The organism is Moritella yayanosii, from assembly GCF_900465055.1.
GTDB classification, from domain to species: domain Bacteria; phylum Pseudomonadota; class Gammaproteobacteria; order Enterobacterales; family Moritellaceae; genus Moritella; species Moritella yayanosii.
Genome location: NZ_LS483250.1, coordinates 3116631 through 3133002 on the forward strand (window position 1 = coordinate 3116631; position 16372 = coordinate 3133002).

Here is a 16372-nt window from a genome sequence, read left to right on the forward strand (position 1 = left end):
ATTACCATGCACTGTGATAGTGCTTAACAACGCTTACATGAACAGTTGTTGAACATTCGATTGCCATCCAGTTATATTCATTTTATCTTCTCTACAGCGTAGTTACCCCACTCAAAATGGCAGTTTTATTAACCTGTATTTATTTAAAGTAACGCATATAATAGTGCTAGGTCAGATGCCTGTATTGATAGTAATCTGATGCTAATTCGAGCAAGAGAACGAGATGATGAAGACGACCGATAATACCTTTATTGAAGCAGATTTTACAGATCAAGATTTAGAATCGATGATCTTTACTCGCTGTGCATTTTACCGTTGTAATTTTAATCATGCGCAGCTCAGTGATGCACAGTTTATTGATTGCCAATTTTTTGAATCTGGTAACATCTCAGGCTGCCGATTCGATTATGCCGATTTAAAAGGCGCGAGTTTTAAGAACTGCGATTTAAATATGAGTCAGTTTGTTGGGGCTGAGTGTTTTGGCATTGAATTTCGTGGCTGTAATTTGAAAGGCGTAGACTTTAATCGCGCTAGTTTTGCTAATTACATTACTCAAAAGTCCTTCTTTTGTTCTGCGTACATTACTCAGTGTAATTTGAGTTATGCCAATTTGGCTGATCAGCTGCTCGAAAAATGTGAATTATATGAAAATCGTTGGACGGGCTGTAATTTAGTGGGGGCCTCATTACAGGGATCGGATCTGAGCCGTGGTGAATTTTCGCAAGAGAGTTGGCTGCAGTTTAATCTTCAACATTGTAATTTAAGTCACGTGGATCTCACCGGTCTCGACCCAAGACGGGTTAATTTACACGGTGTGACCATTTGCAGTTGGCAGCAGGAACAACTGTTAGCCCCGTTGGGATTAATTATTCATGGTGATTAATAAGATCGAGTGATCACGATCACAGATTAACTGTGGTTTCTTTATACGATACCGGTGTTGAGATTATTGGTTGTTATTGACGTGTAAGAGATCGACTATTTATGTTGGTAGACAACGTCGCTATATTCAGGTGTGATCCGAGGGTGTGAATAGATTTTTTGCTATTACTGTCATGCTTAAAGCCTATTCTCGCGGTATTTGTCGCGATTCGCACTGAATAATTAGTGTTCATGCACTAATTTAATTTGTTTTTATCGCTATTTATTGTTTTTAGGTTTGCTATATTTGTTTTCAGAGACGCAGGAAGCTCATCAGGATGATGACTTAGCACTCTACATGAAACCGCAAGGATGTGGTGGATTACAAGGATAGCACTCACGGATTTAGAGTGAATAAAGGACACCTCCAGGACGGAGATGAGAAGCAGGTTAGGATGACTTGTTAGGCTAGGATTGCCAAAGGAACAACTCAAAGGATTGGGGAAAAGTAAATCAGCTAATGGATTAGGTAAATGTCTAAGTGCAGGGAGCACAATCAGTTCAAGGATATGAGCTATTACGACAACGGAAAAGGGCTGCACTAGTTACTAGTGCAGCCCTTTTCTTTTGCCTAAAATTTACTTTCACACAAACAAGACCTATCACATAAACGCTACCAGTCACGTAAATCCGGTATTATTTAAGTCATAGGTATTCACTTCATATTAGAAACTAACGTTTTCACCGCCTTGATTTTTAACTGCATCGGTTAATACTGCTGACAATACTTGTTGAGTGCGGTTATCAACCCATACATCATGGATTAATTCGAAATGGTGGCCATTGGTTTTTGTTGCTACCCATATCTGGTGTAATGGTGTTTGTTTGTTTAAGATAATTTGCGAACCATCACGACAGTATAAAGTCAAAATACTGTTGCTGTTTTCATAATCGAGTTCAACATCACTGTCATCAATGATCTCTTCAAAGCTTATTAATAGTTCGTCAACCTGTTGGTGGAATTCTGAATCAGTCATTTTTTATTAATCCTATTGCTTTTAATTTTGTCAGTGCGATTATAAGGGATAGAATTAATTTATCATTGAGTAGGTTATGAGCCAAGCAAGAAAAACAATATTTATTACATTAGCCTTTATGTTTAGCGCTGGTTTACTCAGTGGTTGTGGTATTTCAGGTCCTTTATATGCACCTGGCACGGGACCCGATGCCAAAAAAACCAAACAAATCCAGGTAGCAACACCGGCTACCGAAAGTGTAGAGCGTAATGACGCAGCTGGTAAGACGCTAAGTAGCGACGCAGAATAAACATAACATTGGCACATGATGTGCAGTGAATGAGTTAGTTAGTTTACGAATTAAAAGACAAGGAATAGAGCATTGGATTACTTTAATTATCAGGATGATGGCCGGTTATTTGCGGAACAATGTGCAGTTGCAGACGTAGCAGACAAATTTGGTACGCCAACGTATGTATACAGCAGAGCGACGATTGAACGTCATTGGCATGCATTTAATGATGCTGCTGGTTCGCATCCGCATTTGGTTTGTTATGCCGTAAAAGCTAATTCAAATATTGCCGTGTTAAATGTGCTGGCACGTTTGGGCTCGGGTTTTGATATTGTCTCTGGTGGTGAGCTATTACGCGTGATAGCAGCCGGTGGTGATCCAAGTAAAATTGTATTTTCTGGTGTCGGTAAAACCGTCGCCGAAATTAATTTAGCACTCGATCATAATATTCATTGTTTTAATGTCGAATCGACGCCAGAACTGGAACGTATTAATGACCTTGCACTGAGTCGCGGTGTGCAGGCGCCGATATCGATTCGCGTCAATCCTAATATTGATGCGGGTACCCATCCTTATATTTCGACTGGTCTGAAAGAAAATAAATTTGGTATCGATATTGATTTGGCGGAAGGCGTGTATCAAGTGGCAAGTAAAATGCCGGGGATTAAATTAATAGGCGTTGATTGCCATATTGGCTCACAATTAACCGAGTTATCACCCTTCTTAGACGCGGTAGATAAGCTTTTGCTATTAATTGATAAATTATCAGCGCAAGGTATTGTACTTGAACATCTCGATGTTGGTGGTGGCTTGGGCGTACCTTATAATGGTGAAACACCCCCACAACCGGCTGAATATGTGCAGGCATTAAAAGCTAAATTAGCGGGACGTAAACTGGCGCTTATTTTTGAACCGGGTCGGGCGATCATGGCCAATGCTGGTATTTTGGTCAGTAAAGTTGAGTATATTAAACTTACGGAACATAAAAACTTTGCTATCGTTGATGCGGCCATGAACGATCTTATTCGTCCTGCGTTATATAGTGCGTGGCAAGCGATTGCACCAGTGAACAAATCATTAGAGCGTGAGTGTTTAAACTATGATGTGGTTGGTCCTATTTGTGAGACTGGCGATTTCTTAGGTAAGAACCGTGATTTAACGATCGCGATGGATGATTATATTGTCGTCCGTTCTGCCGGTGCTTATGGTTCGACCATGAGTTCAAATTATAATACTCGTAGTCGCCCTGCCGAAGTGATGGTGGATGGTGATGTGGCACATTTGGTCCGTCGTCGAGAAGGACTGGAAGAGATCTGGAAAGACGAAGCGATTTTACCTGCGGAATAAATTTTACCTACTGAATGAAATAAGGGTTACAGGTTCATATGTTTATACAGTTTTCAAAGATGCACGGTCTGGGTAATGATTTTATGGTCGTAGACTGCGTTACTCAAAATGTATTTTTTAATAATGATAATATCCGACGTTTGGCAGATCGAAATACCGGTATTGGCTTTGATCAACTGTTAGTGGTTGAAGCGCCTTATGATCCTGATCTTGATTTTCATTATCGTATCTATAATGCTGACGGTAGCGAAGTCGAGCAGTGTGGTAATGGTGCACGCTGTTTCGCTAGTTTTGTTCGCCATAAAGGCTTAACCAATAAGACCAAGATTGCGGTAAGTACCAGTGGCGGTAAGATCTCCTTGCAGGTTGAATACGATGGTCAGGTTACGGTGAACATGGGGGTGCCAGAATTAGCCCCGGATAAAATTCCGTTCCGTGCCACCAAGCAGGAAAAAACCTATATTTTACGTGCGTTAGACAGCACGGTATTTTGTGGTGCCGTGTCGATAGGTAATCCGCATTGTGTGACCATCGTCGATGACATTGAAACTGCACCATTGGCCGATCTTGGTCATGCGATCGCCCATCATGAGCGTTTTCCTAACCGTGTTAATGCTGGCTTCATGCAAATATTGTCGCCGGACCATGCCAAATTACGGGTATATGAACGTGGCGTTGGTGAAACCCAAGCTTGTGGCACTGGCGCATGTGCCGCGGTGGTTGTGGGTCAATTACAAGGGAAGCTCGGCCAAGATGTGTGTATTGAGCTGCCTGGTGGTAAATTGCAAATTTCATGGCGAGGTCCAGGTACACCGGTATTTATGACCGGTCCGGCAACACATGTATACGATGGACAAATTAATATATGAGCGACGCTGAAGCTGCGATGTTAATCGCGGCAAACCCTGCTATTTCAGAGCAAAATGTGATTGCTTTTTTGCAGGCTGATCCTGATTTTTTTGTGCGTAATAATGACTTAGTCGATACGCTAGCGATATCGCATGGTGCGCAAGGCTGTGTATCGTTAGTGACATTGCGGTTAGAAAGACAACGCCAACGCATTGCCGATTTAGAGCTGCAGTTACAGCAGTTAGTCGCTATTGCTGCAGACAATGATAAATTATTCCGTATCTATGCCGATATTTATACGGCGCTATTTAATTGCACGTCGGTGATGCAAATGCAGCGTATTCTGGTGACGCAGATCCAATCTCAATTGCCGTTAGCGGCCGTCAATTTGCATCTGAATGAAGCTTGTTTTCACCTTAAATCGCAATATCTGCCGCTCGCTATTTCAGCAGGACAGTTAGTGCGTATTCGTCAAAAACAGTTTGCAGGGGGTGATCATTATTTTGGTCCTGTTACAGGCGCCGATAAAGCATTACTGTTTGGTCAAGATGCCTTAGTTAACTCGATGGCATTGATGGCATTGGGCGAGCGTGGGGAGTATGGTTTACTCGCTATCGGTAGTGCTAACGCCGATCATTATCAAGTGGGCATGGATAACTTGCTGTTAGGTCAGCTTTGCCGCATTATCTCTACCCTGTTACCGCAACTGATGCCTTCACGTGACAACGCCATTAAAAAATAAGACCACTGCAGGTAGTGAACTGCCTGCACAACTCCTTAAACCGATAGAACGGTTTTTACGTTATATCACCAGTGAACGACAACTGAGTCTACATACTTCCCGTAATTATCGCCGCCACCTGATCTTATTCGCCGAGCAAATGCTGACGTTACCGATCACGGAATGGCGTGCGCTTAATGCCTCTCAGGTACGCAAGTTAGCGGCCTTAAATCATAAACTGGGTTTATCACCTCGCAGTCTAGCAACCAAATTATCAGCCCTGCGCAGTTTTTGTGATTACTTGGTATTACAAGGTGATCTCACCGCCAACCCTGCGAAAGGGGTATCGGCTCCCCGCCAACATAAACCGTTACCGAAGAACCTCGATGTTGATGAAATTAATCAATTATTATCCGTCTCTAATGCGGTAGAGTCTGACGACCCGTTTTTAGTGTTACGTGATAAAGCCATGATGGAGTTAATGTACTCGGCGGGTTTGCGGTTAGATGAACTGGTCAATTTGGATGTAACCGACGTTAAGTTGCGTGAAAAAACCATGCGGGTGATTGGTAAAGGTAATAAACAGCGCCAGTTACCGGTTGGTAGTATCGCGATCACGGCATTACAAGCCTGGTTAGCAGTACGTGGTGAATATGCTGACAACGCGCAACCGGCATTATTTGTTAGTCAGCTTCGGCGTCGAATATCGCACCGTAGTGTACAAAGCCGGATGGCAAAGTGGGGCCAACAACAAACGCTGACTAGCCATGTTAATCCCCATAAGTTACGTCATTCATTTGCGACTCACATGCTCGAGTCGAGTGGTGATTTACGTGCGGTACAGGAATTATTAGGGCATGCCAATATCAGCACCACCCAGATCTACACCAGTTTGGATTTTCAACATCTAGCTAAAGTGTATGATGCCGCTCATCCTCGTGCGAAAAAGAAAAGAGAAGACTGATGAAATTCTATCGACGATTACACCAGATCAAAGCCATGAGCTTCGATCTTGACGATACCTTATATGATAACTATCCGATAGTGCGCCGTGCCGAGGCTTGGATGCACATGCATTTACGCAGTCAATATCCGCACATTACCCATTTAGATAATAATGCTTGGTTACAATTAAAGCGCCATGTGCTGCATCAACAATCGCACTTGATACATGATGTCAGTGGCATCCGTATTGCTTGTTTAACCGCGTTATTTTTACGTCACGGTTATAGCGAACAAGATGCTGAGTCTGTCGCTAATACTATTTCCACCCAAGTGCGGGCCGTGCGCAGTGACTTTGTCGTGCCGGAAAATACCTTGGCTGTATTAGCTGAATTAGCGAGTAAGATCCCGTTAATTGCGGTGACCAATGGTAATGTCGATACGGATAAAATTGGTTTAACGCCATTTTTTACCGCAGTGATAAAACCCGGTAATGGCTTGAGAATGAAACCGTACCCTGATTTATTTTCATTAGCAGCAGAAACATTAGCGTTACCGCCACAACATATCTTACATGTCGGCGATGATCTTAACTCCGATGTGGCTGGAGCAGTCAGCAATGGTTTTATGTCAGCGTGGTTTAATGACCAACAACAATCGCTAATGACGAGTAACAAGGCCAGTCATTTACCGGATATTGAAATAACCCACTTGGATGAATTAACAAGCCTGTTATAATCCCCCCCATTCTACTGATTAAATATACAGTCTAAGGTGACTAAATTATGGATGTATCTCTCTTACTGGACGGCCTCAACGACAAACAGCGTGATGCTGTTGCGGCACCACAATCGAGTATGCTGATTTTAGCGGGTGCTGGTAGTGGTAAAACCAGAGTATTGGTACATCGCTTAGCTTGGTTAATGCAGGTGGAGCAGTGCTCACCTTATTCTTTATTAGCGGTGACCTTTACTAATAAAGCTGCCGCAGAAATGCGTGGCCGTGTTGATAAGTTATTAGAAGGCCGTCAGCAAGGTATGTGGATTGGCACTTTCCATGGTATCGCCCATCGCCTATTACGCGCGCACCATTTAGATGCGGGCTTACCGGCTGAATTCCAGATCATTGACAGTGATGATCAATTGCGATTATTAAAACGTTTGATCAAAGCCATGAACCTTGATGAGAAGCAGTGGCCGGCTAAACAAGCGATGTGGTATATCGGCGGTAAAAAAGATGAAGGTCTGCGCCCAGAGCATTTACAAGCCTATGATCCGATTGAACGTAACTGGATCAAGATTTATCAAGCCTATCAAGAATCTTGTGATCGTGCCGGGTTAGTCGATTTCGGTGAGTTGTTATTACGATCGCACGAACTTTGGTTGCACAAACCACACATTTTAGCCCATTATCAAGATCGTTTTTCTAACATTTTAGTGGACGAATTCCAAGATACCAATAACATTCAATATGCATGGTTACGTATGTTGACTGGTGATCGCGGTAACTTAATGATCGTAGGTGATGATGATCAGTCTATTTACGGCTGGCGTGGCGCGCAAGTGGCTAATATCCAACGCTTCTTAACCGACTACAAAGGTTCAAAAACCATTAAGCTGGAACAGAATTACCGTTCGAGCAGTAATATTCTCAATGCCGCCAATGCACTTATTGCTAATAACAGTGAGCGTATGGGCAAAGAATTATGGACAGAAGATAAAGAAGGTGAACCGATCTCCTTGTATGCGGCATTTAATGAAGTTGATGAAGCGCGTTTTGTGGTCAGCCGAATTAAAGAGTGGCAAGATCAAGGTGGGACACTCAGTGACTGTGCGATCTTATACCGCAGTAATGCGCAGTCTCGAGTGCTCGAGGATGCGTTATTGCAGGAGCGATTAGCTTACCGTATTTATGGTGGATTACGTTTCTTTGATCGCCTTGAAGTTAAAGATGCGATGGCGTATATGCGCCTGAAGAATAACCGTAATGATGATGCGGCATTTGAGCGTATCATTAACAAACCAACCCGTGGTATTGGGGATCGGGCCTTGTCATTATTACGTGATGCGAGCCGTGAACAAGGTTCAACCTTGTGGCAAGCGGCGATCTATCTACTCGATAACAATTTGATCGCTGGCCGGGCGGCGAGTTCGATCCGTAAGTTTGTCGAACTGATCACCGAGCTGGATAACGATGTTGCTGACTTAGCTTTGCATGAACAAATCGATCATGTGGTTTTATACTCAGGTCTGAAATCTATGTATCAATTGGAGAAAGGCGAGAAAGCCCAATCACGTATCGAAAACTTAGAGGAACTGGTGTCTGCTGCCCGCAGTTTTCAGATCCCCGATGACAGTGAAGAAATGTCCGAGTTATCGGCCTTTTTAGCTTTTGCGGTATTAGAGTCTGCAGAAGGCCAAGCCGATGAGTTTGAAGATGCAGTGCAATTGATGACATTACACTCGGCAAAAGGCTTAGAATTCCCGGTGGTATTCATGGTCGGTGTCGAAGAAGGCATGTTCCCCAGTCAGCAATCGACGGAAGAAGCGGGACGTATGGAAGAAGAGCGCCGTCTTTGTTATGTGGGTATTACCCGTGCCATGAAGAAACTGTATATCAGTTATGCAGAGTCGCGTCGTTTATACGGTAAAGAGATGAATCATCGACCATCACGCTTTATTCGTGAAATACCCGAACAGTACATTGAAGAGATCCGGTTAAAAACTCAAATTCGCCAGCCTACCCAGTTTGGGCGCTTTAGTGCGGGAGCTGAAAAAATGTCATTTGAGTCGACTGGTTATCAATTAGGTCAGCGTGTGCTGCATGCTAAGTTTGGTGAAGGTATTGTGATGAATTATGAAGGTAGTGGTCCGCAATGTCGTATTCAAATTGAGTTTGATCAACTGGGCAGCAAATGGTTGGTAGTATCTTACGCTAGATTGCAGGCGCTATAGTCAGCTTCAACTTTTTATAGTATAGTTGCGCGATTTTTTAGGATAGTATCATCGCATATTGAACGCTAACTTGGATGTTAGCGGTACGCATGCGGCTATAGCTACAGGGAGTTATTTTGATATCACGATGTATCATCGCGCTAATGTGCTTATTCAGTTCATTTGCTTATACTGCAGTATTTAAATCAGAAAATACCGCGTTATTAAAGCAATGGTTAGTTGGCGTCCATATATCGACTAACGATGTTATTCAAGGACGCAAAGTTAACATTGGCCTCCAAGTGCTGCCTATTTGGCAAGACCGTATTGATGGTGAATGGTTATATGCCGAAGGCCGTATTATAGGCTCACCAAGAAAACCATTTCGTCAGCGTATTTTACAATTAGTCGCCACGCCGACGGGTTTAATTCGTTTATACAGTTATTCTATTCCGCGCGCATCTGATTTTGCGGGTGCTTATTATGCTCCGCACGTATTGGCGAGTTTAACTCAATCTCAGTTAAGTATTAGTAATAACTGTGAATTACTCATTGAGCTAAAAGTGACGAATACATTTATAGGTGAAACCGATACTGATTCTTGTATGATGAAGACTGGCATCCCATTTATGACGAGATTTTTTTCGGTATCGGCAGTGAATATTTCATTCTTAGATGGTGGTGGTTATAATAAGTTTGGTCAATTAGTATCGGGTCAATTTGATGTTCCCGTTACTTTTTTGAAAATTGAAAATTATGATTTGTATGCGGATAGCGAATAAAATAAGCACCCGGTTGTAATTGACCTCGGGTGCTATGATAAATATCTACTTGTCTACTGACGCGAGTCGTCACGATGAAGATTTTAATTTTGCTCGTTGGTGACGGTTGTTTTTAAAAGCATCGATGCTAAACACCACTAATCCAGCCCAAATAAACCCAAACGTCAGCAGTGTTTCGGTATTGACGACTTCATCATAAAGCGTCACACCAAGAATAAAGATCAGTGTCGGACCTATGTATTGGAAGAAACCTAACGTGGATAAAGGTAAGCGTATAGCAGCATGATTAAAGCATAATAGCGGTATGGTCGTGACAAAGGCGGCACTGAGTAACAGTAAATTAAGGTGCATACTGTTGGCACTCAGATCGGATGTTGCAGAGTCCGCGAAGATAAATAAATACGTCGCGGCCACGGGCAACATGATAATCGTTTCAATCAAGAGGCCAACCAGTGCATTAAGATGTAACTTCTTGCGTAATAATCCGTAGAAGCCGAAACTACAACTTAATACCAAGGCTACCCAAGGCAGATATCCTAAGGTAATGACTTGAATTAAGATCCCGATCACCGCAAGTAAAATAGCGGCCCACTGTAACTTACGCAGCCGTTCAGATAAAAACACCATGCCAAGCAACACGTTAATAATCGGGTTAATAAAATAACCTAAGCTAGCATCGAGTAAATGATCGTTATTTACCGCCCAAATGTAGGTTAACCAGTTAACACTGATTAGTAAGGATGTGCAGATCAGCAAGAACACATTCTTCGGCACGGATAATACCGACTTGACCATCGGCCATAATCTAAATAGGCTCAGCAATACCGCAATTAAGATGCAAGACCAGAGCGCGCGGTGGGCTAAGATTTCATAAGCTGGTACTTGGTGTAATTGTTTAAAGTAGATAGGAGCCATGCCCCACATTACATAAGCAAGGATGGCGAATATCACCCCTTGCTTGGTATCATTGTTGGTTGTCATTGGTTATACCAGCGGCTTTTGTAGGAATAAATAGGTCGGTTAGCATAACAATGATGGATAATCAGCGATAGTGCTATTAATAATCTTTAGTATTACTTAACTGACTAAGTAAGTGCCGGTACCAAAAGCAATATGAACCCCCTTCTTGATTGTGCAGTTCCATACGTGTTACCGCTACTTTATTACCGGAACGAATAATCTGTGCGGTGGCGGTAAATTCATCGCCCCAACCTGGGCGTAAATAATCGACCCGTAAGTCTATCGTACCCAGAGATCTTAGGTTTTTATGGAAGTTAGCAGCACTTTTTATTGTCATTTGTGGGATGGCAGCTGCGGCGACTAACATGCCTCCGACCACATCAAGCGGCTTGTAGTCACGTCATCGTGCAGTATTTTTCGGATTGGATTACCAATCAACTGATCATCCATGTTGATACGTAATTCGCATGCCGAGCAGATCGTTAAATGGCATTTGGTTTATAAACATATCACTGATGAAATCTAACATTTGCTGTTCAGTGAGTTCTTGGTCAATTACATCTTGCTCGGTCATTGTTGGCATGCGTCCTGCCTAGGCTTCGTTGTTGTTCATAAACACTGAGTTACGTTAAGGTGTCTCAGTGTTTATGAACCTGAAATCGTGTTTTAGGCTGATTTTATTTTATGTTGATGGGTTTTCTGGGATCAAAATGACACCTTGATAACCGGTTAAGGTGATTTTATCGATAACCTTACCAAGGCTGCCGTCCGCATTAAGCGTTCGGTATTGGCCCGGTAAATCAACGGTCGTTGTTGCTTGTTCACTGAATATTTTATTTTTACCCTGACGATCGGTGTAGTAGAGGATTAACCCTTGTTGATAGCGCCGTGCGATCACGGCAGTCTTGGGTGGTTTGTCTTTTTGCCAAGGGAATGTGCTAGCCGTTGGATGGTGCAGGTAAAACCAATGGCTCGGCGTAATCGGTAACAGCTGGTTATTCACGCTGAGTTGGCTATCATTACTGGTGGCGATAATATTATTATCCGTATCGATATAATTGACAGCGGGATAATTAGCTGGTGCTGCAATAGGTTTGCCAATGTCATGGCGTAACATGCTAGTTGGTTGGTAAGCTATATTTTTAGGGATACCTGCTTGATAGAAATTATCCGTCTCGGTATTGGCACTAGAATAGTAAAAGCTATTATTCCATTGCTGGTAAAAATCGAGAGTTGGATTATTAAATAAATAAAATATCGCTAGGTTGGTACTTTTATCATGATCCCAATTGGCCGCCGTATGACCTTGCCAGTTAACTTTCCCCCCTTTTCGGATATTTGCCATCAGTATGCTGCGTTTCCCTTGTGCAGCCAGAACAAAATGTTCCCAGTGTTGGAGTAGTCCATCCCGGTGCATTAATCCCATGCTCGGGTGAATATAATCTTCACGCACAAAGAAATTAAACCCGTTATTTACCGGTTGCAAATCGGGTTCGGTAAATAAGTTCAAATTTGAAATATTAGCGCCTATCCAACGTTCAGTTCCTGCTTGTTGTAATTGTAGGGTAAATGCGCTGAGTTGTTGCCAATAGTATGGACTTACCTGTTTGATAGGCAGTTGTAGTTCCAATACCGTGCCTTCATTTATGCTCGGGAATTGCACTTTTCCTGGGATCCGATATAAATCATCATTATAGGCACCGACAAAGCCCTGTGCTTGCCAATGCTGTGTGAGATATTGAGCAAATAATTTACGGTTGCTGACAGTGAACAAATTGGTATAGCAAAATGAAGATTGTGGGCTCCACATACGTCCTAGCGGGACGAGACGTGCTTGATAAGGGAAGCGTGCACTGGCTTGTCTATTCTTACGCTTCGCGTATTCTCGATCATCAATATAACTATCTTTATTGATATCATTAATGGGATCCCATCCTGAAATGGTGACATGCTGCTTTTCCCCATGTAGGCGGATTTTATACCAAGATGGTAAATTTATGGCTGTAAGTTGCAGCCCTGCTGATGGTGTATTGATGGTTATTTTGATTACAAAAAAACGTGCGTGAGCGACTGACATTTGTGGGTTTAATACCGGGGTAAATGCAACTCTTGGCCAAGTTTGGGGTGGTCGCCAGTGTATTTTGGTGGTATTACTCAGTGTATTTTTAGTTAACGGCTGCCAATTTTGGTATTCATTCGTAGGATTAGATACAGAACTGTCTATGGCACTGGTCGCGTAGGCGATATTAACGCTGGAAGAGGAAAGCTGCTCGTTCTCGTCTTGAATATTAAATTGCAGGGTTAAGCCATCGAGCTTTTCTGACGAAAGCAGGTACAGGGTTTGTTGGTGGACTAATGTTACCGGTTTTGTCAGTGGCATAACCAGTAATTGAATTGGAGTGGCTTGTGGGTCGGTGTTGTTAATTGCGACCACTTCTGGTACACCATAAAGGGGCGTTAGATGACCATTGGTGTTTTTCGGTAGTTCAAGCTCAGTATCATTTTGGAAGTGTAAAAACAGTGATTCGTAGTCTTGTTGGGTTCGGTCTAATTGATGGCGTAGATATTGTTCTTTGACCCCCATTTTCCATTCTAACTTTTGGTTATACATATAGTCGATTCTACCGATCTGTTTTGTTAGATGTAGGTAGTGGCCGCCAATACTAATATCAGCGTGGGTTTCTTCCCAGCGAGATACGGTTTCAGGTGTACTAAATTGTTGTTGCCAATCTGGTGCGGTGGCACTTTGGTGTTGGCCAGTTAATACCCAAGCAGTACCAGCCGATGGAAATACTTGGCTGTTAGTCGTCGGTGCGACAGTAGTAAAACAAATAATTAAAATAACCTGTTTTAATATATTCAAGTTGAATGTCCTTTTCGATTAGTGAGTTACTATCTATTAACTACTTAGCTTAGGCTAATTTTCTGGACTGGATTATGTTGTTAATGCCCATATGCTTATTTTGTTTTTACTAGTGTTTGTTTACAGCATGTATATACTGCTAAAATCGTGGATTCGCAGATTCGATGAACTGCGTACACCCAATTATTTATATTGAGATCGAACCGCCATGACTGCATCCGTTTCTACCCTACCATCAGCGCAAGAAGTGCTTGAGCGTGTCTTTGGTTATCAACAATTTCGTATGGGTCAGGAAGAGGTGATCGCGCATGCAGTTGCTGGTCTCGATAGTCTCGTTATCATGCCTACGGGTGGCGGTAAATCACTATGTTATCAAGTACCAGCCTTGGTACTCGGTGGTTTAACGATAGTGCTAAGCCCGTTGATTTCGTTAATGAAAGATCAGGTTGATGCCTTACGTGCGAATGGGGTTTCCGCCGCGTATATGAATTCTACGTTGGCAAGACAAGAGTCTGCGCAAATTTTTAATGATTTACAGAATAACCGCTTACAAGTTTTATATTTATCACCCGAGCGTTTGATGGTGGGTGATTTTTTACAATACTTGCAGCAGTTACCGATCAGTTTATTTGCCATTGATGAAGCCCATTGTATTTCGTCTTGGGGGCATGATTTCAGGCCCGAGTACAATGAATTAGGTAAATTAAAGCAGTTATTCCCGAACGTACCCTTGATGGCATTAACAGCGACGGCAGACGATGCCACCCGCTTAGATATTCTCAATCAATTGAAAATGCATGATCCGAAAGTGAGCATGTCGAGTTTCGATAGACCTAATATTCGTTACTCGCTGGTAGAGAAATTTAAAGCGTTAGATCAGTTGAAACGTTATGTAAAACAACAAGATGGTGTCAGTGGCATTGTCTATTGCACCAGTCGTAAACGCGTCGATGAAGTGGCAGAAGGATTAAGTCGAGCAGGGTTTGATGCCAAACCTTACCATGCTGGGTTGTCGCAACAAGAGCGTCAAGATACCCAAGAAACCTTTATTCGTGATGAACTTGATATCGTGGTGGCCACGGTAGCCTTTGGTATGGGCATTAATAAACCCAATGTGCGTTTTGTGGTGCACTATGATCTGCCGAAAAATATTGAATCCTACTATCAAGAAACCGGCCGAGCTGGGCGTGATGGTTTGCCTGCGGAAGCGTTATTGATGTTTGATCCGGCCGATATTATGCGCGTGCGTTATATGGTCGAGCAAACTGAAAACGAACAGCAGCAACGTGTGGAAATGCATAAGCTCAATACCATGGTGGCATTTGCTGAAGCACAAACGTGTCGCCGTCAGGTATTACTCAACTATTTCGGTGAGTTTAATGATCGGTCTTGTGGTAACTGCGATATTTGTTTGGATCCGCCGAAGCGTTATGACGGTGCGAAAGATGCACAAATGGCATTATCGTGCGTTTATCGTGTTGGCCAAGCATTTGGTATGGCGTATGTCGTTGATGTTCTGAGAGGTTCTAAAAACCAACGAGTGAAAGAACGGGGTCACGACAAGTTATCGACGTTTGGTATTGGTAAGCATAAATCGCAAGAGCATTGGCTAAGTGTGTTACGTCAACTAGTGCATAGCGGGTTATTATTACAAAATATTACCCGTAGTTCGGTATTGCAATTAACAGAAGCTGCCCGCCCGGTATTACGTGGTGAGCAAGAATTGGAATTAGCTGAACCACGATTACAGCCGATCACCAATGTCGATAAAGCGCCAAAACGCAGTAGTCGAATTGCTAACTTTAATTATGATCGCAAACTTTTTGCTGCGCTGCGTAAGTTACGTAAAGACATTGCTGACAGCGAAAACATTCCGCCGTATGTGGTGTTTAATGACGCGTCATTAGCGGAAATGGCGGAGATAAAACCGCAAAATGATGCGGAAATGTTGGATATAAACGGTGTCGGTCATGTGAAGTTAGAACGCTTCGGTCGTCAATTTCTGACTAAAATAGCCGCTTACGATTAATAGCATAGAACAATAATAGCGAAGGATAACAACATGAACTGGACATTGGCAACGCAGCAAGCGACGGATAATATTTTGATGTTAGAACATGAGGCATTGAATTTTGAGAATTTTACCACGCTGGCACCGACATTAGTGGCCCTATTAGCAGCGCGTGTGTGTGAAAAAAATTGGGGTGCAGACCGTCACGCCTGGGTATTAGAATACCAAGGTATTAATTTATTATTTGAATTTGAAGACTACACCTGCAGTGCATGGTTGGCGGTTGCCCGTGAAGAAGATCAGGGTATTCTCGTTGAAATAGCAGCAAAACTGGTACGCAGTTAGTTTTCCTCGGCCATTAAAAATATTCTTCTTCGTTAAACCATAATTCCGCTTTTAACATTGTCGAGAAACTCTCGATGGTGATCGGGTTGATTGCGGCAATGCCCGCCGTAATGGCATGTAACCATTTAGGTTCTGAAATTAACGCTATTTTATGCCAGTATTGCCAATACTTTATCCCTATCATCGCATCATCGACCAAGGCATGTAGTTCGAACCCAGCAAAGTCATCGGCGAATATCACGCAAACATTCACTTGAGGGTGCTGTTTCCGTATATCGCTAAGTACGGGTTCTAATACAGTTTCATAATCACTGTGGGTAATGGTCTGTGATAGGTTAATAAACAGGTTGGCTGCAGATAGATTGATAATAGTGATCATGGACATCTCCGGGTGGTTGAATGTCCTTAATTTTTGCACTCATATTACATTAAGGCATTAATTAGGGGGTG

15 protein-coding genes and 1 pseudogene are annotated in these 16372 nt (G+C 42.7%); 11 read left to right on the top strand and 5 right to left on the bottom strand.

Going from position 1 to position 16372, the window contains the following annotated elements:
• The first annotated feature begins 226 nt into the window (after window positions 1-226).
• Window positions 227-883, top strand: coding sequence for a Qnr family pentapeptide repeat protein (locus tag MORIYA_RS14450; protein WP_162629310.1), 657 nt, complete (start codon window positions 227-229; stop codon window positions 881-883).
• A gap of 703 nt (window positions 884-1586) precedes the next feature.
• Here the strand turns inward: MORIYA_RS14450 and cyaY are convergent.
• A complete protein-coding gene (gene cyaY, locus MORIYA_RS14455) occupies window positions 1587-1898 on the bottom strand; it encodes an iron donor protein CyaY (RefSeq protein WP_112716212.1) in 312 nt (103 codons plus the stop codon).
• A 76-nt stretch (window positions 1899-1974) separates the two neighbouring features.
• On the opposite strand from cyaY, the gene lptM reads away from it, so the two are divergent.
• The 8 genes from lptM to MORIYA_RS14495 all read left to right on the top strand — a co-directional run bounded on the left by lptM (window position 1975) and on the right by MORIYA_RS14495 (window position 9743).
• Window positions 1975-2187 carry an LPS translocon maturation chaperone LptM gene (gene lptM, locus MORIYA_RS14460; protein WP_112716214.1) on the top strand — a complete coding sequence of 71 codons (213 nt, stop codon included), beginning with the start codon at window positions 1975-1977 and terminating at the stop codon, window positions 2185-2187.
• 72 nt (window positions 2188-2259) lie between these two features.
• Window positions 2260-3516: a diaminopimelate decarboxylase gene (gene lysA, locus MORIYA_RS14465; protein ID WP_112716216.1), complete on the top strand. Its 1257-nt coding sequence runs from the start codon at window positions 2260-2262 to the stop codon at window positions 3514-3516.
• Window positions 3517-3554: 38 nt separating this feature from the next.
• Window positions 3555-4385: a diaminopimelate epimerase gene (dapF, locus tag MORIYA_RS14470; protein ID WP_112716218.1), complete on the top strand. Its 831-nt coding sequence runs from the start codon at window positions 3555-3557 to the stop codon at window positions 4383-4385.
• Window positions 4382-5107, top strand: coding sequence for a DUF484 family protein (locus MORIYA_RS14475; RefSeq protein WP_112716220.1), 726 nt, complete (start codon window positions 4382-4384; stop codon window positions 5105-5107). Before dapF ends, MORIYA_RS14475 begins: the two co-directional genes overlap by 4 nt.
• On the top strand, window positions 5085-6050 hold the full coding sequence (gene xerC, locus MORIYA_RS14480; protein WP_112716222.1) for a tyrosine recombinase XerC: 966 nt from the start codon (window positions 5085-5087) through the stop codon (window positions 6048-6050). Before MORIYA_RS14475 ends, xerC begins: the two co-directional genes overlap by 23 nt.
• Complete coding sequence (locus MORIYA_RS14485; RefSeq protein ID WP_112716224.1) at window positions 6050-6766, top strand: HAD-IA family hydrolase; 717 nt, start codon at window positions 6050-6052, stop codon at window positions 6764-6766. Before xerC ends, MORIYA_RS14485 begins: the two co-directional genes overlap by 1 nt.
• Window positions 6767-6813: 47 nt before the next feature.
• Window positions 6814-8982, top strand: coding sequence for a DNA helicase II (gene uvrD / locus MORIYA_RS14490; RefSeq protein ID WP_112716226.1), 2169 nt, complete (start codon window positions 6814-6816; stop codon window positions 8980-8982).
• Window positions 8983-9098: 116 nt separating this feature from the next.
• The gene (locus MORIYA_RS14495) at window positions 9099-9743 is read left to right on the top strand and encodes a chromophore lyase CpcT/CpeT (protein WP_232011633.1); all 645 of its coding nucleotides are present in this window, start codon (window positions 9099-9101) and stop codon (window positions 9741-9743) included.
• A gap of 69 nt (window positions 9744-9812) precedes the next feature.
• Here the strand turns inward: MORIYA_RS14495 and rarD are convergent, their stop codons facing one another.
• The 3 genes and pseudogenes from rarD to MORIYA_RS14510 all read right to left on the bottom strand — a co-directional run bounded on the left by rarD (window position 9813) and on the right by MORIYA_RS14510 (window position 13566).
• Complete coding sequence (rarD, locus tag MORIYA_RS14500; protein ID WP_112716228.1) at window positions 9813-10724, bottom strand: EamA family transporter RarD; 912 nt, start codon at window positions 10722-10724, stop codon at window positions 9813-9815.
• Window positions 10725-10820: 96 nt separating this feature from the next.
• Window positions 10821-11286: pseudogene (locus MORIYA_RS14505) on the bottom strand (thioesterase family protein).
• 99 nt (window positions 11287-11385) lie between these two features.
• Complete coding sequence (locus tag MORIYA_RS14510) at window positions 11386-13566, bottom strand: hypothetical protein (protein ID WP_112716230.1); 2181 nt, start codon at window positions 13564-13566, stop codon at window positions 11386-11388.
• 208 nt (window positions 13567-13774) lie between these two features.
• Between MORIYA_RS14510 and recQ the strand changes: the two genes are divergently transcribed.
• Complete coding sequence (recQ, locus tag MORIYA_RS14515; RefSeq protein ID WP_112716232.1) at window positions 13775-15595, top strand: DNA helicase RecQ; 1821 nt, start codon at window positions 13775-13777, stop codon at window positions 15593-15595.
• Between the two features lie 33 nt (window positions 15596-15628).
• On the top strand, window positions 15629-15922 hold the full coding sequence (locus tag MORIYA_RS14520; RefSeq protein WP_112716234.1) for a DUF3630 family protein: 294 nt from the start codon (window positions 15629-15631) through the stop codon (window positions 15920-15922).
• A gap of 13 nt (window positions 15923-15935) precedes the next feature.
• On the opposite strand, the gene MORIYA_RS14525 is transcribed toward MORIYA_RS14520, so the two are convergent.
• A complete protein-coding gene (locus MORIYA_RS14525; protein WP_112716236.1) occupies window positions 15936-16301 on the bottom strand; it encodes a SpoIIAA family protein in 366 nt (121 codons plus the stop codon).
• Between the last annotated feature and the right edge of the window lie 71 nt (window positions 16302-16372).